The organism is Agarivorans sp. QJM3NY_30, assembly GCF_050870855.2.
In the GTDB taxonomy this organism is placed as follows: domain Bacteria; phylum Pseudomonadota; class Gammaproteobacteria; order Enterobacterales; family Celerinatantimonadaceae; genus Agarivorans.
Map to the genome: position 1 here is coordinate 143,192 of NZ_CP194038.2, position 24,649 is coordinate 167,840.

Sequence of the window (24,649 nt, forward strand, 5' to 3'; positions counted from 1 at the left end):
ACCGTTATTGCCAATAATCTTAGTAATCAAGTATATAAGCGAGCAGCAAAGATGCCGACTATTGCTTATTATGCTCAGATTATTGCCGATACAAAGCAAACTTTGCTTAGCCAAGCGGCATTTGTGTTTTTGCCGCTGGGTTTGCTTGACGTGTTAGATCAACAGATCTTGATCGATGGCTTGATAAGCGCTGGCCGAGTTGATTAACGCGTGTGCGGTAAGGCTGGGAACCCCATATACCAGGGTTTCAACGGCATAATCATCCGAGAGCTTATCTAGTAAAATCGCAAAATCGCCGTCTCCAGACAACAGCACCACCATATCTACATGGCGTGCGGCTTCGAGCACATCGATGGTAATACCCACATCCCAATCGCCTTTGGCACTGCCATCGCGGCGCTGAATAAATGGTTTGAGTTTGACCTCAAAACCGATGTGTTTTAGCGCTTCTTGAAACTTTTGTTGTTGGTTATCTCCGCGATCGATGGCATAGGCATAGGCGTTGACGATATCCCCTTGATGTTGCAGTTGTTGCCAAAGCCGACGATAGTTAAATTGCCGACTATAAGCCTCGCGACAAGTGTAATAGATGTTCTGTACATCGGCGAACAGGGCGATTTTTTTCACAAATAATCCAATCAAATAGCAAGCACTCTAGACTAGCGGCTGGTTGAGTCGGATGCAATCGAAAGCCTACTGGCGAGATTGGCATTGAGATCGAGCAGTCGTTTTGTGGGTTGTTCGGTAAGACTTGAATATTAAAGTATTTAGATTGACAAATAGTTTGATTATCAAATATTATTCATTTCAAATAATTTGGAGTTGAAACAAAATGTTGCATCAGTCTGATCCTGCTACTCAACGTCGTTGTCGGGCCTTTGTTAGTCATAGTCCTCAAGGTGAGAGTCGGACGCGTTATGTGTTAGCTCTCACCGTGGTGACCATGTTGTTAGAAATTACCGCTGGAAGCCTATTTGGCTCGATGGCCTTGTTGGCTGATGGTTGGCATATGGGTACCCACGCAGCCGCCTTTATGATTACGCTGTTTGCTTACCGTTATGCGCGTACTCATGCGAATAATCCGGATTTTTCCTTTGGGACCGGTAAGGTGAGTGTATTAGGCGGTTATAGTAGCGCTATCGCCTTAGGGATGGTGGCGTTGTTAATGGCAGTAGAATCGATAGAACGCTTGTTTAACCCGCTTTCGATTCAGTTTAACGAAGCTATTGGTGTGGCACTGCTTGGCTTGTTGGTTAATCTTGCAAGTATGTTGTTATTACAAGAAGGGCATCATCATGGTCACGACCACGACCACGACCACGACCACGACCACGACCACGACCACGACCACGACCACGACCACGACCGTCAAGGTTCTCATCCGCAGGACCACAATTTAAAAGCCGCTTATATGCACGTTCTGGCGGATGCCCTTACTTCGGTGTTGGCTATTGCTGCGTTATTTATTGGTAAATATCTTGGCTGGACTTGGCTCGATCCGGTGATTGGTGTGGTGGGCGCTTTGGTGATCAGTAAATGGTCTTGGGGTTTGATTAAGCAAACCAGTCCAATTTTACTGGATGCGAATATTGCACAAGTCTATCAGCAAAAAGTTCTTGCTTGTTTGGAGCTAGGAGGGGACAAGGTCAGCGATATTCATATTTGGCGAGTGAGTGCCGATCATTATTGTGCAGCGATTTCAATTATTAGCCCATCGCCACGGCCTTTAAGTGAATACAAGCAGCGCTTAGCCCAATTTGATAAGATCCATCATCTAACTATTGAAGTGAGCCATGGAGCGTGACATGCAATCCCTAACCACCCTTAATCATTTATTGACCGAGTTTTACGACAAGTTTTCTTCTTGGGAATTGTCGGTGGTTAAAGAGAGTGCTTACTCCTTGGCTCAGGTGCATACTATCGAGGTGCTGGGTAATCATGGGGCCATGCGGATGAAAGAATTGGCTGAGAAATTGGCCATTACCACGGGGACGCTGACGGTGCAGGTAGATAAATTAGTAACCGCTGGTTTAATCGAGCGACGCGCACAACAAGATGACCGGCGGGCTATTGTGGTGGCTTTATCCGAACAGGGTTTGCAGGTCCATCAGTATCATAACCAACGCCATCTTGAATTAGTCACGGATTTAACTCGTCATATCGACGCGCCACAGCTAGAAGTCTTAATCGATAGCATGCAAAAAATGAATCGTGAATTTTAAGTCTGGTGAGTGGTTTTGTTTCAATTGAGCGCTTCACCGCTTCACTAAAATCAGGTCGAAATAACAAGGCTCTCTCATATTTGCAAGCCGTTTGTGATGAGTTGAGAGCTAGTTTGCGTATTCATGAACTTTCGCTTGCACTTGCCTTGTCAATCCCCTTAGAGTGCAATTCTTATCTTTCATTATTATTTTCCTATATAAATATCAATAAGGTAGTCGTTGTTGTAACTGCCTTCTTTATGGCTATAAAACTGACTATTTGGAATTTGAGATTATACTTAGTTCTATAACTAAATCGGTTTGTGCTGCGCTAGGCTTGCTTGACATGAAGTTCTGGCGTTTTACTGAGTTATGGCAAAGGCATTCAATGCTGCGCTGGCTTGAAGATATCTAAAATTATTCAGCAGCCTCTCGCGAGGTAAGTTAATGGAGTTACTATGTTGAAAACGTTTTCATTTAAAGGGAAGTTGATTGCTTTGTTTGTTGCGATTATAGCGGTGACTTTGCTTACTTCTTATGTCAGCGTGAATCACTACATCAGCCAATATATTTATCGCTCAGATAGCACTAACATTCGGGTTCATCTTCGCTTAGTACAAGACAAGATAGCTTCAGATATTAACGCCAAGATCCTGCTGGCTAAAAATATTGATGTTGGCCTGGTGAATGTTAAACAAATTCATGAGCAAAGCGGCTTTTATCGGATTGTGAAGCTAATTTCGGAAGACATGGGGGTGTCTAACGAAGAGATGTTGGAAGAAGATGAACAACTGCGCCCGTATGTGGACCAATGGCAAGCGGCCAAAGGGCAAGATATTGCAATCAAGGTGATATTTGAAGAACAGCGTCCTTTGTTGGAAATTATTAGCCCTAAGGATGGTGAGTTTTTCTATCTGGATTTAAGTTATCTGGTAGCCCTGTTGCAGGACTCTTCCATCGACGGTAGCTATATGGAACTGGTTGATGACAATGGCGAGCAATTATACAGCGATAAACCGCAACAACAGAATGCCGATTTAGAAGCCATCCCGATGCCCATCAGCGTGAATGGTAAGCAGTGGCAGTTAACGGGTTTTATTGACCCGGCGTTTATTCAAGCCAATACCAACCGGTTGAACAATGCGATTACCTTGAGTTTGCTATTTGCTTCGTTATTTATTGTGGCCCTGAGTATTTTTGCCTTACGACTAGCTTTTAAACCGATTAATTCCTTACGTCAATTGGTACACGACTTGGCCCAAGGTGATGGCGATTTATCACGGCGTTTACAGGTGGAAAGCCACGATGAATTGGGTCAAATAGCAGAAGACATCAATCATTTCATCATGAAGTTGCAAGCGATGATGTTGGAAGTTGCGGGAGCGGGGCAAAAAATAGCGGGAGAAGTGAGCAAGCTCTCGGAGCGGGTTAACGCGAACCAAGAGTTGTTAAATCAACATACCCAAGAGACGGAACAGGTGGTGACAGCAGTCACTGAAATGAGTTCGACCTCGGAATCGGTGGCGCAAAGTGCTGCAGATACGGCTTCGCTGACTCAGCAAGCGAGTGAAGAGGCACAACGCTCTCGAGAGGTGGTTCAGTTAGCCGTTGAAAGTGTGAATCAATTGGTGACGGAAGTTGATGGGATGTCGGAGTCGGTACAAAAGACCACCGAAGATACTCAAATGATTGGCGAAGTGCTGAAGGTGATAGGAGATATTGCAGCACAAACTAACTTATTAGCATTAAACGCGGCGATAGAAGCAGCCCGAGCAGGAGAGCAAGGACGTGGTTTTGCGGTGGTAGCTGATGAAGTGAGAGCATTGGCGGGTCGAACTCGCGACAGTACCGAACAAATTGATGCGATGTTAGCGACCTTGCGTAGTGGAAATCAAAATATCGTGCATAGCATGGAAGCGACAAAACGCAGTTGTCAAAGTAGTGCCGAGAATACTTCACAGGTGATGGGCTCATTGGATGTGATGGCAAATGCGGTGTTAGAGATTAATGATTTGGCGACTCAAATCGCGACGTCGGTGGAAGAACAAAGCTTGGTGGCAGAGGAGATTAATCGTAATATGATTGCCATTGGTGACGTGGTGCATGTGCTCCGAGAGCGTGGCGACGAAAGCCTCGCAAATACCAATAGCTTATCTGATTTTAACCACTCTTTAGAGGAACAGGTGGGCCAATTTAAGCTCAGTTAATTCTGCGTTTAAGAACGTTTATTTCGCTACATTCGTCGAAAATAGCCTATGACTGGTTCTATTTTCGACGAACTTCCCCTTAGCTATGTTATCTCTTTTCAGAGCATGTCGTTGGTGTCGATTGATTGGCGTGTGCCTGTTTATCAGCCGTTAAATGTCTACCAGCAGCGCGGATGTATGGCATGGGCATCGGCCAAATTTCTCATTTTTGTATATCCCCCCCCATTGACTTACCCATAACGTTTGCCAAATAGTCTCGGAAAGGTCAAGGGTGTTGCACACTGGTATGACCATTAACTATCTGTATTTTATCGTAAAAATTGTAAATCTGCCGATCGACTCAAAGAAATAGATTTTTTTGATATATAGACTAGCAGTTTGCCCTTAAACGCAGGGCCCTTGTATTTATGGAGTAAAAGCTTTGAAAGGTTTTTCATTTAAGGGCAAATTGATAGCATTATTTGTTGCGATTATAGCGGTGACTTTGCTTACCTCTTATGTCAGCGTGAATCACTACATCAGCCAATATATTTATCGCTCAGATAGCACTAACATTCGGGTTCATCTTCGCTTAGTACAAGACAAGATAGCTTCAGATATTAACGCCAAGATCCTGCTGGCTAAAAATATTGATGTTGGCTTGTTGAGTGTAAAAACAGCACCTGAACAAAGCGGTTTTTATCGAGTGCTGAAAATGGTCTCATCACAAATTGGTGCGACTAACGAAGAGATGCTAGAGGGGGATGCACTCAAACAGTATTTCGATAAATGGCAAGCGGCCAAAGGGCAAGATATTGCAATCAAGGTGATATTTGAAGAACAGCGTCCTTTGTTGGAAATTATTAGCCCTAAGGATGGTGAGTTTTTCTATCTGGATTTAAGTTATCTGGTAGCCCTGTTGCAGGACTCTTCCATCGACGGTAGCTATATGGAACTGGTTGATGACAATGGCGAGCAATTATACAGCGATAAACCGCAACAACAGAATGCCGATTTAGAAGCCATCCCGATGCCCATCAGCGTGAATGGTAAGCAGTGGCAGTTAACGGGTTTTATTGACCCGGCGTTTATTCAAGCCAATACCAACCGGTTGAACAATGCGATTACCTTGAGTTTGCTATTTGCTTCGTTATTTATTGTGGCCCTGAGTATTTTTGCCTTACGACTAGCTTTTAAACCGATTAATTCCTTACGTCAATTGGTACACGACTTGGCCCAAGGTGATGGCGATTTATCACGGCGTTTACAGGTGGAAAGCCACGATGAATTGGGTCAAATAGCAGAAGACATCAATCATTTCATCATGAAGTTGCAAGCGATGATGTTGGAAGTTGCGGGAGCGGGGCAAAAAATAGCGGGAGAAGTGAGCAAGCTCTCGGAGCGGGTTAACGCGAACCAAGAGTTGTTAAATCAACATACCCAAGAGACGGAACAGGTGGTGACAGCAGTCACTGAAATGAGTTCGACCTCGGAATCGGTGGCGCAAAGTGCTGCAGATACGGCTTCGCTGACTCAGCAAGCGAGTGAAGAGGCACAACGCTCTCGAGAGGTGGTTCAGTTAGCCGTTGAAAGTGTGAATCAATTGGTGACGGAAGTTGATGGGATGTCGGAGTCGGTACAAAAGACCACCGAAGATACTCAAATGATTGGCGAAGTGCTGAAGGTGATAGGAGATATTGCAGCACAAACTAACTTATTAGCATTAAACGCGGCGATAGAAGCAGCCCGAGCAGGAGAGCAAGGACGTGGTTTTGCGGTGGTAGCTGATGAAGTGAGAGCATTGGCGGGTCGAACTCGCGACAGTACCGAACAAATTGATGCGATGTTAGCGACCTTGCGTAGTGGAAATCAAAATATCGTGCATAGCATGGAAGCGACAAAACGCAGTTGTCAAAGTAGTGCCGAGAATACTTCACAGGTGATGGGCTCATTGGATGTGATGGCAAATGCGGTGTTAGAGATTAATGATTTGGCGACTCAAATCGCGACGTCGGTGGAAGAACAAAGCTTGGTGGCAGAGGAGATTAATCGCAATATGATTGCCATTGGCGACGTGGTGCATTCGCTGCGGGAACGAGGAGAGGAGAGCCTTATCAGTACCAATGGCTTATCGGATTACAACCATGCCTTAGAAGCACAGGTGGGCCAATTTAAGCTCAGTTAAGGTTACATACTAGGAGCGGTGTGCTTTCGCGAAGCATCCTGACGTAGTGGCGTCGAAGTTCAGTGTATCGGTTCGTTATACTGTTTAGGTCGCGCCATTACTACCTCGCGTTTAAACGGACGAAGTTCAATTTTCTATTGCATCATCTTTAGCCGCTGGCGGCTATTGTCAGCGATACCTTTACGCTTCTTTACACTTGTAAGACTGCCTCTTTTAAATGAAATCGTTATACTAAATAACCTGCTGAATTATCAGGCTAAATTTTTTAGCTTTAACTTTGATGTCTGAATAGTATGAAAAAATTTGCGAAACGTTTATCGATGGTTTTAGTGCTGTTTTTGTTCGTAGCAGCAGTTGGATCGCTCTATTACAGCTCTCGCCCTGAAGCCGAACCAGCTTATGTGACTGAAGCTGTACAACGCGGTGATATTGAAAATACCGTATTGGCAAACGGCATGTTGCACCCTGCCAAGCTAGTCAATGTTGGGGCGCAAGAATCCGGGCAAATCAAACACTTAGCTGTTGGGCTTGGCGATGAAGTTACACTGGGCCAATTGATTGCTCAAATTGATAGCCTGAGTCAGCAAAATGCCTTGAAGCAAGCGCAAGCGTCATTAGCCAGTATTAACGCGCAGTATCGTGCTAAGCAGGCGCAAATTCATCAGGCCTCACTTGAGTATCAAAGGCAACAACGAATGCAGGCCGATAATGCCAGCTCACGTGCGGATTATGAAGTCGCAGAGGCAAATCTTGCCATCTATCAGGCTGATCTGGAGCAATTAAAAGCCGAGCAGCAACAAGCTGCGATTACCGTGGATAGCGCCAAGGTTGATTTAGGTTATACCACGATTGCTGCACCCATGGCTGGTACGGTGGTATACACCTCAGTAGAAGAGGGGCAAACCGTAAATGCGAATCAAAGCACTCCAACCATCATCGAATTGGCACAACTCGACACCATGATCGTGAAGGCGCAAATTTCGGAAGCGGATGTGATTCATGTGCATCCTGGCCAAGACGTTTATTTCACCATTTTGGGTCAAGCCAAACACCCCTATCGTGCGCAATTACAGGCCATCGAGCCTGGACCTACCTTAATGGATGGTGATGATAGCGATCTGAGTGTCAGTGACAATGAAGCGATTTATTACAACGGTTTCTTTGAAGTGGAAAATCCCGGTCATACCTTACGAATTGGCATGACCGCTCAAGTGTCGATTGTGTTGGATAAGGCGCAAGACACCTTACTGGTTCCCGCTCAAGTGCTACAGAGAAAGCCGGGTTCTAAAGGCCGCTATCAAGTGCCGGTGTTGGTGAACCAGCAGCTGGAGTATCGAGATGTGCAAGTGGGCATTAACAATAAGATCCATGCCCAAATACTTACGGGTTTAAATGAAGGTGAGTTAGTGGTTGTGGGGGCTCCTGGTGAGAGTAACGCCGCAGGTAATCGCCGTCGTTCGCCAATGGGTTTTTAGTCATGAGTGAAGCCTTACTAGAAGTCTCCAACATTTCGCGTTCTTTTAGTGCTGGAGAGCAGCAGCTGACGGTTCTCAAGCAAGTGAGTTTATCGATCCAAAAAGGGGAAATGGTCGCAATTGTGGGAGCCTCGGGCTCGGGGAAATCCACCTTGATGAATATTCTAGGTTGCTTAGATAAGCCGACTCAGGGACGTTATTTAATCCAAGGTCAGGATACTTCAACCATGGATGTAGATCAGTTAGCCGCCCTGCGACGTGAGCACTTTGGGTTTATTTTTCAGCGTTACCACTTACTGAGCGATTTAAGTGCGGTGGCCAACGTTGAAGTGCCGGCGATATATGCGGGTAAGAATAAGGTCGAGCGTAAAGCACGGGCACAGGATTTACTGAGCCGTTTAGGTCTGGCTGACCGTTTCGACCATAAGCCGAGCCAACTCAGCGGTGGCCAACAACAGCGCGTGAGTGTTGCGCGCGCGTTGATGAATGGTGGTGATGTGATCCTTGCGGATGAACCCACTGGCGCACTAGATAGCCAAAGTGGCGAAGAGATGATGGCGCTGTTACGCGAGTTACATCACGATGGTCATACTATTATTTTAGTGACTCATGATATGCACGTGGCACAATTTGCTGATCGTATTATTGAAATCAAGGACGGTGAAATTCTCAGTGATCGCCGCAGTAGCGCTGGTTCGACAGCGACACTGGCTAAAGTGATGTCAACGAACAAGCCCGGGTGGTTTGCTTGGGACCGCTACTTAGAGGCCTTGAAGATGGCCCTTTTAGCGATGTCGAGTCATCGCTTACGCACTTTTTTAACCATGTTAGGTATTATTATTGGGATTGCTTCGGTGGTATCGGTGGTTGCCTTGGGTGCTGGTTCACAACAAGCCATCTTAAAAAATATCGCTTCGATGGGTACCAATACCATTGATATTCGACCGGGTAGCGGTTTTGGCGACCGACGTTCGGGTCGGGTTCGTAGCTTAACCGCAGCCGATGCCGATGCGCTAAAACAGCTATCTTTCGTCGATAGCGTGACGCCTTCTTTAAGTACCAATGTTACCATTCGTTTTGAGAATCAAGCGGTAACAGGTAGCGTGGAAGGTGTGGGACCGGAGTATTTTCGAGTAAAGGGTTATCAACTCGCGCAGGGTCAATTTTGGGATCAAGCCAGTGTCGATTCCTTAGCGCAACAAGCGGTCATCGATAGCAATACCCTTAAGTCGTTGTTTCCTGACCAGTCCCCGCTGGGTCAAGTGATGTTTCTGGGCAGTTTACCGATCCGCATTATCGGCGTCACTCAGCCCAAAACCAGTGCGTTTGGCAATAGCGATTCGCTAAAAGTATGGTTACCTTATACCACGGTTGCAGGGCGGATGATTGGCCAGCGTTACCTCAATAGCATTACGGTGCGCATCGATCAGTCTGCCCCCAGTAATGCTGCCGAGCAAGGGATTATTAGCTTGCTTAAAATGCGTCACGGTAAGCAAGACTTTTTTACCATTAATACCGATACCATCCGACAAAATATCGAGAAGACCACCGCTACCATGACCCTATTAATTTCTGCTATTGCGGTGATTTCTTTAGTGGTTGGTGGCATTGGTGTGATGAATATTATGTTGGTATCGGTGACCGAACGAACCAAAGAAATTGGCGTGCGGATGGCGGTTGGTGCGCGTCAAAACGATATTTTACGTCAGTTCTTGATTGAAGCAGTGTTGGTTTGTTTGTGCGGTGGGGCGATTGGTATCGGCCTAGCATATCTGATTGGGTTTGTTTTTGCGTCTACTGGCGGTAGTTTTCAGATGATATATTCAACCAGCTCGATTGTGGCAGCCTTCGCTTGTTCCACCTTAATAGGTATTTTATTTGGCTTTTTACCCGCCCGCAATGCCGCCAAACTTGATCCCGTTGATGCACTGGCAAGGGAGTAGCATGATGAATTCACAGTTGTATAAGTACAGCACTGTTGGGCTCGCAATGAGCTTATTGACGGCTTGTTCTCATTTCAGTCGCAGTGAGTTTCATCCACCCGAGGTGCTTACGCCGCAAGTTTGGCAAGACGCAGTCGAACCAAGTGAGGCGACAACAAACACGCTTGCTAGCCGTTCGCTTAGTCAAGATCGTTGGTGGGAGAAATTTAATAATCCTGAGTTGGATCGACTCATCGAACAGGTATTGCAGACCAACAACAATTTAAGCTTGGCAACTTTAACCTTGCATAAGGCCCGTTTAGAAGCTGGCTTGAGTGAAGATCAACTCTATCCTCAGTTGTCTTCGAGTTTGTCTGCTGGTCGCAGTAAAGACTTCAATGATGGGGCCAGCAGTGGCTCCTATCAGGCTAATATTTCGGTGGGTTACCAAGTCGATCTGTGGGGTAAGGTTTCGGCAGATATCGATCAGGCGCGTTGGTTAGCCATTGCCAGTGCTGAAGATCGTGAAAGTACCGCACAAAGTTTAGTTGCCACCACCGCTTCACTATATTGGCAACTTGGATATCTCAAGCAGCGTGTTAGTCTCAGTAATGGTAGTATTAAAGACGCGCAGCAAACCTTGCAGTTAACTCAGTCCCAGTACCAATCGGGGGCGGTGACCATTCTCAATGTATTGGAGGCGAAGCGCAGTCTGGCTAGCCTGCAAGCCAATCATAGCCAGTGGTTACAACAGCTTCACGAGGCGCAAAATGCCTTGGCAATCCTTTTTAATCAACCTCCTGCAGAGGACCAACTGCAGATAAAGCAATTACCCGAAGGGCCGATGCCCTTGGTGATCGAAGGCGTTCCCGCTGATATTTTAGTGCGGCGTCCCGATGTGAAGGCCGCGCTGTATCAACTGAAGGCAGCCTTGGCCGGCAAAGACTCAAGCACTGCGAGTTACTTGCCCGCCTTGAGCCTAACGGGATCGCTAGGTGGCTCTTCGAATCAGCTGAAAGAGTTGTTACGTAACCCTATTGGGACGTTGGGAGCAGAGTTAGCGTTACCTTTTTTACAATGGAATCAATTGCAGCTTAATCAGCAGATATCCGAAGTGCAGTATCAGTCGGCAGTGGTCCAATACCGTCAAACTCTCTATCAAGCATTTGAAGATGTTGATAACGCATTATCGGCACGCCAGCAGTATCTATATCAAGGGCAGCGTTTAATTGAGCAATATCAAAGCGCCAAAGAGGCGGAGCGGATCTATCAAAGTCAGTACCGAAATGGTGCCGTTGGGATTAAAGATTGGCTAGATGCGCAAGAACAATTGCGTAACGCCGAGGCTTTGCTACTGGAAAATCGTTACCAACAGTTTGTTACTCAGGCGACCTTGTACTTAGCTTTAGGGGGAAGTGACATTGCCCCACAGTTAGCTGGTAAATCGAGCGATATAAAGTCTTAGTTGTTGGTTGAGCCGCAGCTGCTTTACTCGCTGGCGGCTTAACTTATTGCAGTCACAAGTTTGTAGTCTCGAACAAAAATGCGCTACGAGCTCGAGTACTTTACTTAATTAAGCATTCTCGGCAGTGGCGCGGGCATTTTGTACTTGAGTCATTAAATCTTGTGCTTTTTTGATCACTGCGCTGGCTTCTTTAGTGCGACGTTTTTGTAGTAAGTAGTCGGAAAAACGTAAGTATTTATTTGCCATACGTTGACGAGTCTGTACCAGCAAAGAGAAATCATTAGGAAGCTGTTTCGCCATCGATCGTACTTCTTTAGCCAGCTTATCGAGTGATTTGATTCGCTTCATATTATTGATGCGTTGCTGAAGGTCATCAAATTGGTGTTGATATACCAATTCAGCCGCATGGTAGGGGAAGTCAATCTGTTGATTTTTGGCTTTGGCTTGCTGGTAATCCGCCATTTGCTGGATTGCTGACTTTAAAGCATTTGCTTGGGCAAGGCGTTGCTGCTGTTGTTCGCTATTACCAAAGAAGGCTTCGCCAGCTTCGATCATTGAAGCGAGCTTGATTACATCGAGCTTGTCGCGCGCCTTGTCAAATAATTGGGTGAATACCTGCTCTGATTTCTGGTTAGGTTGAAACTGAAAATCTGTTCTAACCTGCATTAAATCGCGGTAGATGGTGTAGATATCATCACCGTCTTCACTATGTTGGTAACGACCTTGCTCTAGATGTGTATTGAGACGCTGGCTGAGAGCTTCCACTGTGCTCATCCATCCTTGATTGATATCTTCGGCGGTTAGGGCAAGAGTGTAAGAGTCTGGATAGATGCGATTTACCTCTTGTAATAGAGACTGAATGGCATAGTAATCAGGATAAGCTATGCCTTTATTATTAAGCAGATTGTCAATTTTTTTTTCATAGTAATTAATTACCAAGCCTTGCTTTTGACGCAATAAGGCTTGTTTAGGGATTGCTTGTTGATCGGTAATTGTTGCTAACAGCGGCAGAAATTGTTGTGGGCTTAGTGCTAATAATTCACGATTGGCTTGTTCGATTTGTTGTCGCGAAGCCAAGTCGCGTTGTGACTGTTTGACCTGTTGGTGTAAGTGCTGATAAGTCGCACCTGCGGAGGCAATCAGAGCGAAGGTCAAGCAAACACTTAGGGTTGGGTTTATATAGCTTTTGGTTAAGTCTTTTTCGAGTGTAGCTAAATCAATTGTTCGTTGCTTAATGTTAAATTTTAGACCTTTTTTTAAACTTGCCCAGCGTAATATGGAGACATGCTTGGGCTTGTCAGGGAATATATTTTCTTTTGCCGCTTGATTGATGGGCTTGCGATTAAATGGGTGCTTACTGGTAAGTAATTCATAGCTGATGCAACTAAAGGCAAACACATCGTCGGCGATGCTGGGGTTTGCGCCTGCCAATAACTCTGGAGACGCATAAGTGGGGGTAAAGCCACTAACTGGAGAGGTTTCTTCTGGCTTGTCGGCCGCATATTGATCTGCATTTAAATTAAGCGCTCGGGATACGCCAAAATCGAAGATCTTAATGGTTCCATCACGTGCCAGCATGATGTTGCCAGGCTTTAGGTCCGCATGAACTACACCGTTGTTATGCGCATAACCTAGGGCCGATAGTAATTGCTTCAGTAAAGCAAGGGCGCTCTTGAAAGGCAGTCCATGAGGACGGTGACTTTTAATTATTTCATCTAGAGTTTGTCCGTCTAGCCATTCCATAATCAAATAATAGTCTTCTTGGTCAACTCCAAAGTCATAAACCCTAATGATATTTGGATGACTTAAACGCTGGGTTTTTCTGGCTTCTCTGATCAGGATCCGAGCTGCGTCGGGCTGGTTATGAAACTCTTTCTGTAGCAGTTTAATCGCAACATAGGGCTGGCTATCACCAGCCGCTTCAAGTAATAAATCTTTCGCTCGATAGACATCACACATCCCACCGTGTCCTACCAGACCTTCAATTTGATAACGTTTTTTGATCACCCGATTGATCATTTTACAGTCATTGCTGTTGGACGTTTCGCTTTCTTGGATTTTTGAGTCTGCTAGGTTATTCGATTGATATATTTGTGTATGACCGACCTTGGTTTCGTCTTTTAATTTTTTGTCAGTATGTTTTTTACTTGAATCATCCATGAAGCCGCCGTATATAATTTAACCAAACTTTTGTTGTGGTGATTTTTTTAATTTGTCATATAAATAAATTTATTTTTTATTTCCACTAACAACCAATATATTATCAGTGGAGTATGATGCCAATCTTTACTGGGTTTACCTTTGTGGGATTCAGTCCTTTCAGTCTAAATAATTTAAATTACATTAACAACAATATAATTACTAATAAAATTCGAGTTAATTTATTTTTATAAAAAGTTTTTTATTTTTATTGATTAAATTATTCCTTGGGTGTAATAATACGGCCTCTTTTTTGTAGTGATATTTTGGTCATTAGTTATCTTAGGTTGATGGGTTCTACTCAAAGTAAAAGAGAATGCTTCTAGGGGACGGAAGATTATGGATTTGTGTTTATCTGTGATGAGTTATCACAGGTTTACCTCTGGCGTGGAAGAAAAAAAACATTTCTTCAGTGATTCAGGGGAATCGGTACTGACGATTGGGCGGGCGAGTCAATGCTCTTGGTGTTTACCTGATCCAGAAAGAGTGATCTCTAGCCGTCATGCTAGGGTCGAGTTCAATCAGGGGGTATTTTGGCTTTACGATACCTCAACTAATGGGGTTTTTGTTAATCGTTCGGTTGAACCCATCGAAAAAGATAAACCTTATCAATTGGTTGATGGTGATATCTTGGCGATTGCTGATTATGAAATAGCGGTCAATTTGTCTGCTTTACCGGAGGACTTGCAAACTCAAAAAGTAATCTCTGCGGCTGTAGCTGCAGAAGATTTTGGCGTTCTTGCTGAGCCGCCATCGCCAGCTCCTAACTCGCTCAGTTTAGATTCCAGTCTAAATGCCAATCTAAGTGATGCTTTTATCTTGCCCTCAGCTCTGACGCAAGATTCGTCATCAAATATTCCAGAGGATTGGAATGCTTTATTTGCTAACGATCCTAGGATTGAAAAAGCGTTAAGCCTTGAGCCTGAAGTGACTGAAGAACAGCCTATTAATACAAAAATAGTCCATTCGCAGACACTCAACGCTGGCGTTGCCAAAGCAGAAAAGCTGACGTCAGCTTTTGTTTCGGATATTGATCGGACTCCGTCTCGTCCATCGGCAACACCACTCTCAGCAAATTCGATTGATGAGCAGACGCATCTTGGTGCTTTTTTAGAAGGGATGGGCATTTCTGCGGATCTTATTTCTCAAGAAAATCCGATCCGTTGGTGGCATCAATTAGGAGGGATAACTAGGGACTCTCTCGATGGGATTATGAACACTTTACATAATCGAGCAGCATTTAAAGAAAATACTCGGATTAACCAGACGACTTTTCGTAAAAATGAAAACAATCCATTGAAATTTTCAACCAATGCTGAAGACGCCCTTCATAACTTACTACAGCGTAAGACTTCAGGGTTTCTCCCTCCTGAACGAGCGGTAAAGGAAGCCTTTATTGATCTCGAGCGACATGAATACGCCTTGCTTTCCGGTGTTGAGGGGGCCGTGGCGAGTGTCATGCAATTGCTTGACCCCAAATCGATAGCGTCGAAGGTCCACAATACGCAGGGCATCGCGAAGTATTATTCGGCAATTGAAAAGCATAAAAGCTGGAATCGTTATTGTTCAGTACACAGTGATTTAGAACATGAATTTAGCCAAAACAACAATGCTTTCTATATGGAAGATTTTGCGAAGGCTTATGAGGCGACTTTAAAGCGCATAGACCAAAAGGGACAACGATGAGCAAAATAGGGAAATTAGTACTTAGTATGCTGCTGAGTATGTCAATGTTGGGCTGTACGGTAGCCAATTATGTAGTCGAACCATATTCAAAACTGCTATTTAGTGTGGCTAAAAATGTTAACCCCGATATTACTGGGCGAGCTTCTCCTGTGGTGGTGAAGGTTTTCGAATTGTCTTCAAGAACCTTGTTTGATAGCCAAGATTTTTTTGCTTTATATGATGATGCAGCCCAAGTTTTAGGCCCAGACTTGATTCATAAGACTGAGTTTGAATTTGAACCTGGCAGTCAGTCTGAATATAAGTTGTCACTTTCCCCTGGGGTGCGTTATGCCGGCGTTTTAGTTGCGTATCGAGATATCGACACCGCGAGTTGGCGAGAAGTTGTCACCATCGATCCTACCAATTACAAAACTTTTAATATTCATGTCGGCGAACTCGCCGTATTTGTTGGTAACCCATGATGCAATTGGGGAACAAGAAATGAGCGATTTTTGTCGTGTGGCTTGGACTGAGGGTATGTTTTTGCGTCCTCAGCATTTTCAGCAACAAGAACGTAGTTTAAGTTTTCAGCAACAACAAATGTTGCAGCAGTCAAACTACTTTTGGGGAATCAATGAGTTAGTGATCGACAACGCATTGTTAAGTCATGCGAAGTTCGGTTTGTCAAAGATAAAGGCTTACTTACCTGATGGCGCGTTGATGGTTTCTCCTGAACGCGATCCATTACCGGAACCGCTATCGCTATCGCTAGATAGTCGTGTTCGCGACCAGATGGTGTTAATTGCGATTGCGACCGAAAAGTCGAATAGTTTGAATGTATCGGCGCAAGCGAATAGCGTCACGCGTTACCGTTTTGTTGATCACGAAGTTGCTGATACCTCGCTCGGTAATGATGCAATAGAGGTACTGCAGTTGGCTCAGGCTGGCTTTGAATTGAAGCTAGAAAGCGACAATTTATCGGGTTACACAACTTTGCCGGTTGCCAAAATTAGTGCCGTTTCTAAAGAGGGGCAAGTGACTTTAGATGGAAAATTTGTACCTCCTTGGCTGAATGCGCAGAACAATGCGGTGCTAAAGCAGCACTTATTAGAAGTTCATGGTGTGATGCGTCAACGGGCAGAAGCTTTAGCTGCACGGATTGGCGCTGGTCAGGGTAGTACTAGCTCAATTGCCGATTTTTTAATGTTGCAGTTACTGAATCGCTATGATGCATTGCTGGGACATATCTTACATACCAGCGGTTTGCATCCTGAACGCCTATATCAAGAATTAGCGAGTTTGGCTGGGGAACTCGCTACTTTTTCTAGTAAGAATAAGCGAGCACCGCAGTTGCCTGCATATCAGCATCAACAACTCACAGGAGTATTTGGTGACTTGATGGTAGTGCTTAACCAATATCTAAGCATGGTGCTTGAGCAAACCGCGATTCAGTTGCCTTTAGATCAAACTAACTATGGTATTCGGATTGCTCAAGTACAAGATAAAGGGCTGCTTGACCGCGCTGAATTTGTGTTGGCGGTTACTGCCAGCCTTAGTTCTGATGAGTTACGCAAGCGTTTCCCCGCGCAAGTGAAAATTGGTCCGGTAGAGCATATTCGGGATTTGGTTAACAACCAATTGCCGGGCATTTCCGCTGTTGGTTTGCCAGTTGCACCGCGGCAAATACCCTATCATGCCGGTTTTCATTATTTCAAATTAGATAAGAGTAACGACTATTGGGCGCGCCTAAGCGCGAGTGGTGGGATTGCCATCCATTTGTCGGGTCATTATCCAGAGCTTGAAATGAATCTCTGGGCGATTAGTCAGTAATTTGAGTACCAAGGAAGAGTATTGATGTCAGAAGCTACAGTGATGAAGCCTCGGCCAGGGAATCGCGGCGCGAACAAGTCTGTCAGCGATTTAGGCAAAATTGCGGCTAGCGCGGCAGAAGCCGAATGCACCGTGCTTATCACGCCTTCGAAAAATAAGGAACGGGGGGTTCAACTCCTTAAGTTTGGCGATAATCCCTTGATTGACGAAGCGAGTATTTTGTTATCGATGGTGGGGCAAATTCGATGTACTGCGAAGCATGGAGATATCGCGTCGTTACGCCAAGTGTGCATCGATAAGATTCGGGATTACGAAGCCAATTTACGTCACCTACAAATTAGTGCCGAGCAAATTGAGGCGGCACGCTACTGCATGTGCTGTTTTATCGACGAGACGGTACTCAATACTAACTGGGGTGGACAGTCGATTTGGGCGAGTGACAGTTTACTCTCGACTTTTCACTCGCAAACTTGGGGGGGCGAGTACTTTTTCACCTTACTCGATGAAAACTTAGTCGCCCCTCATCAAAAGGCCTCACTATTAGAGCTTCAATATTTATGTTTAGCCTTAGGGTTTGTCGGAAAAATGCGGGTAACAGAGCGAGGTCAAGATCAGCTAGAAGCCTATCGCCAACAAGCATTTGAACGTTTACAAGTGATTCATGGTGAGTCTGAAATTGCCTTATCTCCACAAAGTAACGCTAGTGTCAATATGATGAAGGAGGCTGGTGGTGGGATCCCAATCTGGGTGCTGACGGCTATTTTGGGTGTGCTCTTGTTATCGATTTACATGACGAGCAGTTATTTCATTAATAACTATTCAGATCAAGTGTTTAACCAACTCAATACTTTGGCGCGCTGGGACGCTACGGTCAAAACTTCGGTTGAGCGTGATGATCAACAATTGCTGATGTTGCAGCAGCGTTTACAAACGGAAGTGAATCGCCAGCTACTAGAGGTCCAGCCGCTCAGTGATCGTGTTCGTATCACGATTCATTCAAGCGAGTTATTTGCGCCAGGAAGTGCAGAAGTGAAGTCTGCACTGGTGCCGATATTACAAAAACTGTCTCGAGCTTTAGAGTCAACCAGTGGTCGGATCCTAATCACCGGACATACCGATAATCAACCGATCTTTACGAGTCGTTACCCATCTAATTGGCATCTTTCGTTAGCGCGAGCGACCGCCGTTGCTAATACCATGTCGGTGGGCACTTTGTTGCAGGGGCGCTTGTGGCCGGAGGGACGAGGTGACTCTGAGCCTCGAGCAAGTAATGACTCAGAATCTGCGCGGGCGTTAAACCGTCGGGTTGAGATTGATTTGCTTTATTAAGCATTGTTAAAGGATCTAAAAATGTTTATCAGGTTGTTTTTTCAACGCTTATTACAGTTATTAAAATCCAAATGGACGATTAAAGTGATTGGCTTTTTAGCTTTATCCTTTTTAATTTGGTTTGGTGGTCCGCTCATTGCTATTGCTGGCGCAGAGCCCTTCGTGGGGGCATTAGCGCGTTGTTTGACGATTCTTATTGTTGCGATGATCTGCACCGTGTATCAGCTATGGCAGCATTTACGCCGTCATAAACAAGATCAACAAGCGGTTCAATCGTTACTCGATGGTGAAGGGGAACAGAGTAACGATGAAGATAGTCGTAGAGAAGTTGAGACGTTACGCGAGCGAGTGGTGACTGCATTAGAAGTACTTAAGAATTCCAACTTGGCAAGAGGCCAAGGGGTATATCAATTGCCTTGGTACATCATGATCGGCCCTCCGGGAACCGGAAAAACCACGGCTCTAAAAAATTCAGGTTTAGAATTTCCCTTGAAAGACAGGTTGGGAGATGACCCCTTAGCTGGGGTGGGTGGGACGCGCCATTGTGACTGGTGGTTTACCAACAAGGCCGTATTAATCGACACCGCAGGTCGTTATACCACTCAAGATAGTAACAACGTAAAAGACGCTAGAGCTTGGTTGGGTTTTCTCGGATTACTTAAAAAGTATCGAACCAAGCGGCCAATTAATGGTGCCGTTGTTACGGTCAGTTTGGCGAGTCTATTGCAGCAAACTCGTACTGAACGCAATTTACATGCTCGGGCGATTAAGCAGCGTATTCATGAGCTTAAAAATCAGCTCGGGATGCAATTTCCAGTCTATGTGATTTTAACTAAGGCCGACCTAATCGCAGGATTTAGTGAATTCTTTGCTGATTTGAATGCGAATGAGCGAGAGCAAATTTGGGGGATTACCTTTCCTTTGGTCGCGGAAAATCCGGAGTTGGGTGTTGTTGGTCAATTTAATCGAGAATTTCATGGCCTTCTGAAGCGGATCCAAGGTCGATTAAACCAGCGTTTACAGCAAGAACGAGATATCGATAAACGAACCTTGATGTACGAATTCCCGAAACAAATGCATTTATTGCAATCGAGTATTGATGATTTTCTAAAAGAGGTTTTCTCGCCGAATGCTTTTGAAGAAGCGCCTATGTTACGTGGTTTATACATTGCGAGCGCAACCCAAGAAGGGAAGCCAATTGATCGTGTGATGACCGAAACGTCTAGTGGTTTAGGTTTGGGCCAGGTGCCACTGAAACAACAGGCCGGGGAAACTAAAGGCTATTTCATTAAACGTTTATTAGAGGATGTGATTTTCCCTGAGCAATATCTTGGCTCGGTTAATCGATATCACCAAAAAAATGCCTTGTGGACTCGCCGATTGGTGATTGGTACTTGTTGTTTGAGTTTATTGCTATGCAGCGTGTTCTGGTACAACAGCTATCGTTGGAACAAGCAGCTCGTTGATCATAGTGAGATGGCGGTTAGTCAATATCAGGATCTGGTTAAGCCGAGCTTAAGTAAAGATACCGATGTGATAACCCTTGTCCAGGCTTTAAATCTGTTGCGTGACTTACCTGCAGGTTTTAGCCATCAGCTGGTCGATAAAGATGTTCAGCGGATGGGTTTGTATCAAGGTGATAAAATTGGTCAACCAGCACAAGCGGCATACCAACGAGCCTTACAGGGATATTTTGCGACTTACCTCACCAATGCGCTGAAAACTGAGTTAGCCGAAAATGAGGTCTATTTGGAGTACCTCTATGAGTCATTAAAGACTTACTTAATGATTTACGATGCTGAGCATCGAGATCTAGAGCTGTTATATAGTTGGTTTGAGGTGTATTACGAACGCAAACTGCCGGGCGAAATTAATCAAACCCTTCGCCAGGATCTGATGGCCCATACTCGCAATTTGTTTCGTGTTGGGGTCAATACGGTTGCTGTCGATGAGCAGGCGATAGCGCAGGCGCGTAGTGTATTAACCCGGATGCCTTTGGCCGAACGGGCTTATCAACGCTTGCGTATCGAATTTCTTTCAAGCCATGTCGCTGATTTTAAGTTGAGTGATGTGTTGGGACGCCAAGGTCGCCAAGTGTTCAATCGTTCAAGTGGTACCCCTTTGCATGAGGGGATCCCTGGTTTGTATACCTATAGTGGATTCCACGGTTTATTCCGCATTGAAAATAATCGGATTGTTAAACGTTTGATGGAAGACAGCTGGGTGTATGGCGATAGCTTATCGATTGATGAAGCCACTCGCGATGAAGTGGTGCAAGCGGTGAGAGAGCGTTACTTTAAAGATTATGTTTATGAGTGGGAGCAGTTACTCGCAGACATTCAACTGAAACCTTACGCTTCGGCACGAGAAGGTGCCGAGTTAGTTCAAAAGCTCACAGGCTCTGAGCGGCCGATGCAAAGCTTGATCCTTGCGGTGCAAAAAGAGTTGCGCTTAAGCGATGTTACGCTTAGTGATAAAGCTAAGCTGGCAGGGGATGTCGCGGCCAATGCGGCCGACGTGGCGTTTAAAAATCAAAAGGCTCGAATTAACCGTTTTTTACCCAACGATATGTCGGCGGCGAAGCTTTCCTTGCCCGGCGTGGAAGTTGAAGCGGAGTTTGAAGATTTACTCAGTATTAACGAGGCTGACTTAGAAGGTTTGCAAGCTTCACTATTAGAGCTTCGCGATTATTTAGAGGTTTTATCGGAGTCGAATAATAAACGCGCTTATACCAGTTTAATAAATGATAGTAGCCAGGCTGCGGTTAGTAGTGCCTTACGCCGTAGTCGAAAAATGTTACCAGCTCCTTTTGCCTCATGGATGAGTGAGTTGTCGAATCAAACCGTCGCCTTGGCTAAACGAGGCGCGCAGGTTCATGTGAATACGATTTGGAAGGATAGCGTCTACAAGGAATACCGAGCAGCTATTCGAGGTAAGTACCCGTTTAGTCATAAAGCCACTGAAGACGTTAGACTCAAAGATTTCTCTCGCTTTTTCGGTTATGGCGGAACCATGGACCAGTTCTTTGAGCGTTACCTAAAGTCTTCGGTCGATACCAGTAAGCGAGTCTGGAAGCTAGAACGCTCGGTGGGAATTGATGCAGACTCCCTCAAGGTCTTTCAACAAGCGCGACGGATCCGCGACGTATTTTTCGAACCTGGTACCCAAATACCGCGAGTGGAATTTGGTTTAAAACCCCTATCTCTGGATGCCCATATCAATAACTTCAGAGTTGAAATGGGTGAGCAGGAGTTGGTTTACCGGCATGGACCGCGGCGTACTTCGCATTTCATTTGGCCTGGCGACGCCAGTCGCAGTACCCGTTTAGCTTTTGTACCACCTAAATCGGGCCATTCAATTTCTGAGACGTTCCCTGGCAATTGGGGCTTGTTTCGAATGCTCGATGGTTTGTTAGCGCAGCGTCCAGCGAGTCGTAAAGACAACATTCTCGATATCGAAATTAAAGGGAATAAGGTAAAGCTCGAGTTAATTCCGAATACTGCCATGCACCCTTTTTGGTCTAACGATTTGGCGAGGTTCGCATGTCCAGTCAGCCTATAAGCGGATTTGGTTATTTTGGAAAAGTCCCAGCTCGAGGTGATTTTATTCAAGGTCATTTACCCAATGATTTTGTGAGCGCTTGGCGTGAATGGTTGCAAGCCGTGACCGCTGTCAGTCGCGAACAACTCGGAGAGCAATGGTTAGATCGTTATCTGACCAGCCCCATCTGGCATTTTGCTCTTTCTGCTGGCGTATCAGGAGAGTCTGCGATGGGGGGAACGTTGATGCCTAGTGTTGACCAAGTTGGTCGCCACTTCTACTTCACTATGGCAAAACCTGTGAATGTGCAGCCAGTCAGTCTTTGGCAGCAGCGAGAGTGGAGCGAGCACAGTGAACAGAAAGTACTTAAATTGCTTGATGATGATACCGACGTACAACGTTGGGCTGAAAGCATTCGTCAACTCGACTGGTTGGAATCTATCGCAGTAGCTAATCCAGTATTAAATGGCGCCAAAGACTCTCAACAACTGGTATTAGAGAGTGAGCAAGTAATCAACAGTGAAAACTTATTGCATTTGCAACTACGTCAGAACTTAGGGCGCTACTGCATATGGTGGACTCATGGTTCTGAGCATGTACCTGAATGCACGCTGGTGACCGAAAGTTTGCCGTTAGTTAGCCAGTTTTCAGCCATGTTAGATGGGCAATGGGAGCATTGGGGATGGTAGCGCATTCAACATTGTTAGACGGATTTTTTGTGAGCTTCGCACGAAGCCATCCTGGAAAAGTGCGTCCATATAATGAAGATGCTGTGCTTGATTTACGTGAAGCTGGCGTGTGGGTGGTTGCCGATGGCATGGGGGGCCATGCGGCCGGAGACATTGCCAGTCAAATGGTGATTGATAGTGTGACGCAAAGTGTTGAGTCAAGCCCAACTGAGCATTTAAGTATTGATTGCCTACGCAAGGCCTTACTTGGTGCCAATCAGCAAATCATTGACTATTCGCAGCAGCACTTAGCGGGGAAAACGGCAGGCAGTACGGCTGTGTTACTGCAGATTCGAGATGGTTTCTATCATTGTCTTTGGGTCGGGGATAGTCGTATTTATCTGTTTCGCGATCAGCAGTTACAGCGTAAAACTCGCGATCATAGCCAAGTCATGGAAATGGTCGAACAAGGTTTAATTGCTGAGTCTGAAGCAGAGCAGCACCCTTTGTCGAATGTGATTACTCGAGCCATTGGGGTAAGTGAAGCGCTGACCGTGGATCAAAGCTCCGGTCAGTTGCTACCGGGAGATCAATTTTTATTGTGCTCCGATGGTTTAACCAAAGAGCTCAGTGATGCTGATTTGGCGATGTGCATGCAAGCGAACAGTGTTTCTGATATTGGTTTGGCCTTGATGCATTCCGCTTTGGTGAAAGGCGCGAGTGACAATGTGAGTTGTGTGTTGGTGAAGGTATGTCAAAGCGATACCGGAACTGATGAAGAACATTGTGACGATACGGTTCCCGTATTTTTTAATCGGCGCTAGGAGCTTAAATGTTTGACCAACTGTTCGAGATTGATTTTCTGGCATTAGCAAAGCCTCTATCTGAAGCGCGACCTTGCGGTGAAGACCCGCGCTTAGATGCTTCACCTTTATCGACCTACTTTACGCTTAAAGATGTTCGTAACGGTGCTCGGGCCGCAGAGCGTAATGCCTTGGTGGATAACGAGCCGCTTTTGAGTCTCGCTCATGAATGGGACCCCATTATTCAGCGAGTTCCCGAGGTATTGCTCGATACTTGTAAAGATTTAGAACTCGCGGCTTGGCTGATTGAAGCCTTGGTGCGCCGCAAAGGATTTAAGGGCATAAAACTGGGCTTTGATGTTGCGCGTAGCCTGATTGAACAGCATTGGGAAGATCTGTACCCCAGCCCAGATGAAGATGGGCTACTTACTCGCGTCGCGCCTTTGATCGGACTTAATGGTTATGACGGTGAAGGCACCCTGTTAATGCCGATTGCTTGTGTGCCTTTAACCGAGCTGGTTGAAGACCAAGCCTATTCCTTGTGGGAATTTGAACAAGCGAGCGAAGTGGAGCGTTTCGATGATACTAAGCGTAGCCAGCGTTATGCCGCTGGCGCGGTGCGGCTGGAAGATATTACTCACACGGTGAAAGCGACTCGCGGCAGTTTTTTTGTTGAGTTGTTAAGTGATATTGAAGCCGCCATGGAATCCTATCTGCTTTTATCACAGTGCATTGATGAGGCGGTTGGCGAACCGCAGCCCAGTTCTCACATCGCTAAGCGTCTTACTGAATGTGCAGAGGCGGTACGTTATATCGCCGCTGATAAATTGGCTGAAGCTGAAAGCCAGTCAATGACGCAGCAAGTGAGTATGGCCTCGACAGATGGCGCGCTTTCTGCCGCGGACGCAGTTAGTCCTCATTCGCAGTTAAATAGCCGGGTAGAGGCGATTGCTCAACTGACAACAATAGCAGATTTTTTTAAGCAAACAGAACCTCACTCGCCAATGGCTTATGCCATTGAGCAAGTGGTTCGTTGGAGTGGAATGAGCTTACCGGATTTACTCCAAGAGCTGATTACAGATAACGATGCTCGAACCGGGTATTTCCGATTGACCGGAATTATATCGGAACAACAAGACTAACGTGGTGCTTAGCGCTCTACGTGTTAATCAATAACAAGG

17 protein-coding genes are annotated in these 24,649 nt (G+C 45.5%); 15 read left to right on the forward strand and 2 right to left on the reverse strand.

Annotated features, from left to right (window positions below):
* Positions 1-153: 153 nt before the first annotated feature.
* Positions 154-627, reverse strand: coding sequence for an NYN domain-containing protein (locus tag ACRRSX_RS00695; protein ID WP_432455124.1), 474 nt, complete (start codon positions 625-627; stop codon positions 154-156).
* Positions 628-832: 205 nt separating this feature from the next.
* Between ACRRSX_RS00695 and dmeF the strand changes: the two genes are divergently transcribed.
* The 7 genes from dmeF (at position 833) to ACRRSX_RS00730 (ending at position 11,434) form a co-directional block, all read left to right on the forward strand.
* Positions 833-1,804: a CDF family Co(II)/Ni(II) efflux transporter DmeF gene (gene dmeF, locus ACRRSX_RS00700; protein ID WP_432455123.1), complete on the forward strand. Its 972-nt coding sequence runs from the start codon at positions 833-835 to the stop codon at positions 1,802-1,804.
* A 1-nt stretch (position 1,805) separates the two neighbouring features.
* Positions 1,806-2,222 (forward strand): MarR family winged helix-turn-helix transcriptional regulator, encoded by a 417-nt coding sequence (locus tag ACRRSX_RS00705; RefSeq protein ID WP_432455122.1) that lies wholly within the window; start codon positions 1,806-1,808, stop codon positions 2,220-2,222.
* Between the two features lie 437 nt (positions 2,223-2,659).
* The gene (locus ACRRSX_RS00710) at positions 2,660-4,408 is read left to right on the forward strand and encodes a methyl-accepting chemotaxis protein (protein WP_432455121.1); all 1,749 of its coding nucleotides are present in this window, start codon (positions 2,660-2,662) and stop codon (positions 4,406-4,408) included.
* 421 nt (positions 4,409-4,829) lie between these two features.
* The gene (locus ACRRSX_RS00715) at positions 4,830-6,572 is read left to right on the forward strand and encodes a methyl-accepting chemotaxis protein (RefSeq protein WP_432455120.1); all 1,743 of its coding nucleotides are present in this window, start codon (positions 4,830-4,832) and stop codon (positions 6,570-6,572) included.
* 293 nt (positions 6,573-6,865) lie between these two features.
* The gene (locus ACRRSX_RS00720; RefSeq protein ID WP_432455119.1) at positions 6,866-8,047 is read left to right on the forward strand and encodes an efflux RND transporter periplasmic adaptor subunit; all 1,182 of its coding nucleotides are present in this window, start codon (positions 6,866-6,868) and stop codon (positions 8,045-8,047) included.
* A gap of 2 nt (positions 8,048-8,049) precedes the next feature.
* Positions 8,050-9,990, forward strand: coding sequence for a MacB family efflux pump subunit (locus ACRRSX_RS00725; RefSeq protein WP_432455118.1), 1,941 nt, complete (start codon positions 8,050-8,052; stop codon positions 9,988-9,990).
* Between the two features lies 1 nt (position 9,991).
* Positions 9,992-11,434 carry an efflux transporter outer membrane subunit gene (locus tag ACRRSX_RS00730; RefSeq protein WP_432455117.1) on the forward strand — a complete coding sequence of 481 codons (1,443 nt, stop codon included), beginning with the start codon at positions 9,992-9,994 and terminating at the stop codon, positions 11,432-11,434.
* A gap of 108 nt (positions 11,435-11,542) precedes the next feature.
* On the opposite strand, the gene ACRRSX_RS00735 is transcribed toward ACRRSX_RS00730, so the two are convergent.
* A complete protein-coding gene (locus ACRRSX_RS00735; RefSeq protein ID WP_432455116.1) occupies positions 11,543-13,594 on the reverse strand; it encodes a serine/threonine-protein kinase in 2,052 nt (683 codons plus the stop codon).
* A gap of 378 nt (positions 13,595-13,972) precedes the next feature.
* On the opposite strand from ACRRSX_RS00735, the gene tagH reads away from it, so the two are divergent.
* From tagH to tssA, 8 genes are read left to right on the forward strand one after another with little or no spacing between them, the layout of a single operon-like run.
* Complete coding sequence (gene tagH, locus ACRRSX_RS00740) at positions 13,973-15,319, forward strand: type VI secretion system-associated FHA domain protein TagH (protein WP_432455115.1); 1,347 nt, start codon at positions 13,973-13,975, stop codon at positions 15,317-15,319.
* Positions 15,316-15,780 (forward strand): type VI secretion system lipoprotein TssJ, encoded by a 465-nt coding sequence (gene tssJ, locus ACRRSX_RS00745; protein ID WP_432455114.1) that lies wholly within the window; start codon positions 15,316-15,318, stop codon positions 15,778-15,780. Before tagH ends, tssJ begins: the two co-directional genes overlap by 4 nt.
* Positions 15,781-15,799: 19 nt before the next feature.
* A complete protein-coding gene (tssK, locus tag ACRRSX_RS00750) occupies positions 15,800-17,128 on the forward strand; it encodes a type VI secretion system baseplate subunit TssK (RefSeq protein WP_432455113.1) in 1,329 nt (442 codons plus the stop codon).
* A 24-nt stretch (positions 17,129-17,152) separates the two neighbouring features.
* Entirely contained in the window at positions 17,153-18,457 is a 1,305-nt protein-coding gene (gene tssL, locus ACRRSX_RS00755) for a type VI secretion system protein TssL, long form (protein WP_432455112.1), read from the forward strand.
* A 21-nt stretch (positions 18,458-18,478) separates the two neighbouring features.
* Entirely contained in the window at positions 18,479-22,018 is a 3,540-nt protein-coding gene (gene tssM / locus ACRRSX_RS00760) for a type VI secretion system membrane subunit TssM (protein WP_432455111.1), read from the forward strand.
* On the forward strand, positions 22,000-22,686 hold the full coding sequence (gene tagF, locus ACRRSX_RS00765; protein ID WP_432455110.1) for a type VI secretion system-associated protein TagF: 687 nt from the start codon (positions 22,000-22,002) through the stop codon (positions 22,684-22,686). The genes tssM and tagF overlap by 19 nt, the downstream gene beginning before the upstream one ends.
* Positions 22,680-23,489 (forward strand): PP2C family protein-serine/threonine phosphatase, encoded by an 810-nt coding sequence (locus ACRRSX_RS00770; protein ID WP_432455109.1) that lies wholly within the window; start codon positions 22,680-22,682, stop codon positions 23,487-23,489. Before tagF ends, ACRRSX_RS00770 begins: the two co-directional genes overlap by 7 nt.
* A gap of 8 nt (positions 23,490-23,497) precedes the next feature.
* A complete protein-coding gene (tssA, locus tag ACRRSX_RS00775) occupies positions 23,498-24,610 on the forward strand; it encodes a type VI secretion system protein TssA (RefSeq protein ID WP_432455108.1) in 1,113 nt (370 codons plus the stop codon).
* The last annotated feature ends 39 nt before the right edge of the window (positions 24,611-24,649 follow it).

Bases quoted from the DNA above. Each gene is read 5' to 3' on its own strand.
- ACRRSX_RS00735 (WP_432455116.1), bottom strand. From the start codon at position 13,594: ATGGATGATTCAAGTAAAAAACATACTGACAAAAAATTAAAAGACGAA.
- ACRRSX_RS00730 (WP_432455117.1), top strand. From the start codon at position 9,992: ATGATGAATTCACAGTTGTATAAGTACAGCACTGTTGGGCTCGCAATG.
- tagF (WP_432455110.1), top strand. From the start codon at position 22,000: ATGTCCAGTCAGCCTATAAGCGGATTTGGTTATTTTGGAAAAGTCCCA.
- tssM (WP_432455111.1), top strand. From the start codon at position 18,479: ATGTTTATCAGGTTGTTTTTTCAACGCTTATTACAGTTATTAAAATCC.
- tssJ (WP_432455114.1), top strand. From the start codon at position 15,316: ATGAGCAAAATAGGGAAATTAGTACTTAGTATGCTGCTGAGTATGTCA.
- tssA (WP_432455108.1), top strand. From the start codon at position 23,498: ATGTTTGACCAACTGTTCGAGATTGATTTTCTGGCATTAGCAAAGCCT.
- ACRRSX_RS00720 (WP_432455119.1), top strand. From the start codon at position 6,866: ATGAAAAAATTTGCGAAACGTTTATCGATGGTTTTAGTGCTGTTTTTG.
- ACRRSX_RS00710 (WP_432455121.1), top strand. From the start codon at position 2,660: ATGTTGAAAACGTTTTCATTTAAAGGGAAGTTGATTGCTTTGTTTGTT.
- tssL (WP_432455112.1), top strand. From the start codon at position 17,153: ATGTCAGAAGCTACAGTGATGAAGCCTCGGCCAGGGAATCGCGGCGCG.
- dmeF (WP_432455123.1), top strand. From the start codon at position 833: ATGTTGCATCAGTCTGATCCTGCTACTCAACGTCGTTGTCGGGCCTTT.
- ACRRSX_RS00725 (WP_432455118.1), top strand. From the start codon at position 8,050: ATGAGTGAAGCCTTACTAGAAGTCTCCAACATTTCGCGTTCTTTTAGT.
- ACRRSX_RS00705 (WP_432455122.1), top strand. From the start codon at position 1,806: ATGCAATCCCTAACCACCCTTAATCATTTATTGACCGAGTTTTACGAC.
- tssK (WP_432455113.1), top strand. From the start codon at position 15,800: ATGAGCGATTTTTGTCGTGTGGCTTGGACTGAGGGTATGTTTTTGCGT.
- tagH (WP_432455115.1), top strand. From the start codon at position 13,973: ATGGATTTGTGTTTATCTGTGATGAGTTATCACAGGTTTACCTCTGGC.
- ACRRSX_RS00770 (WP_432455109.1), top strand. From the start codon at position 22,680: ATGGTAGCGCATTCAACATTGTTAGACGGATTTTTTGTGAGCTTCGCA.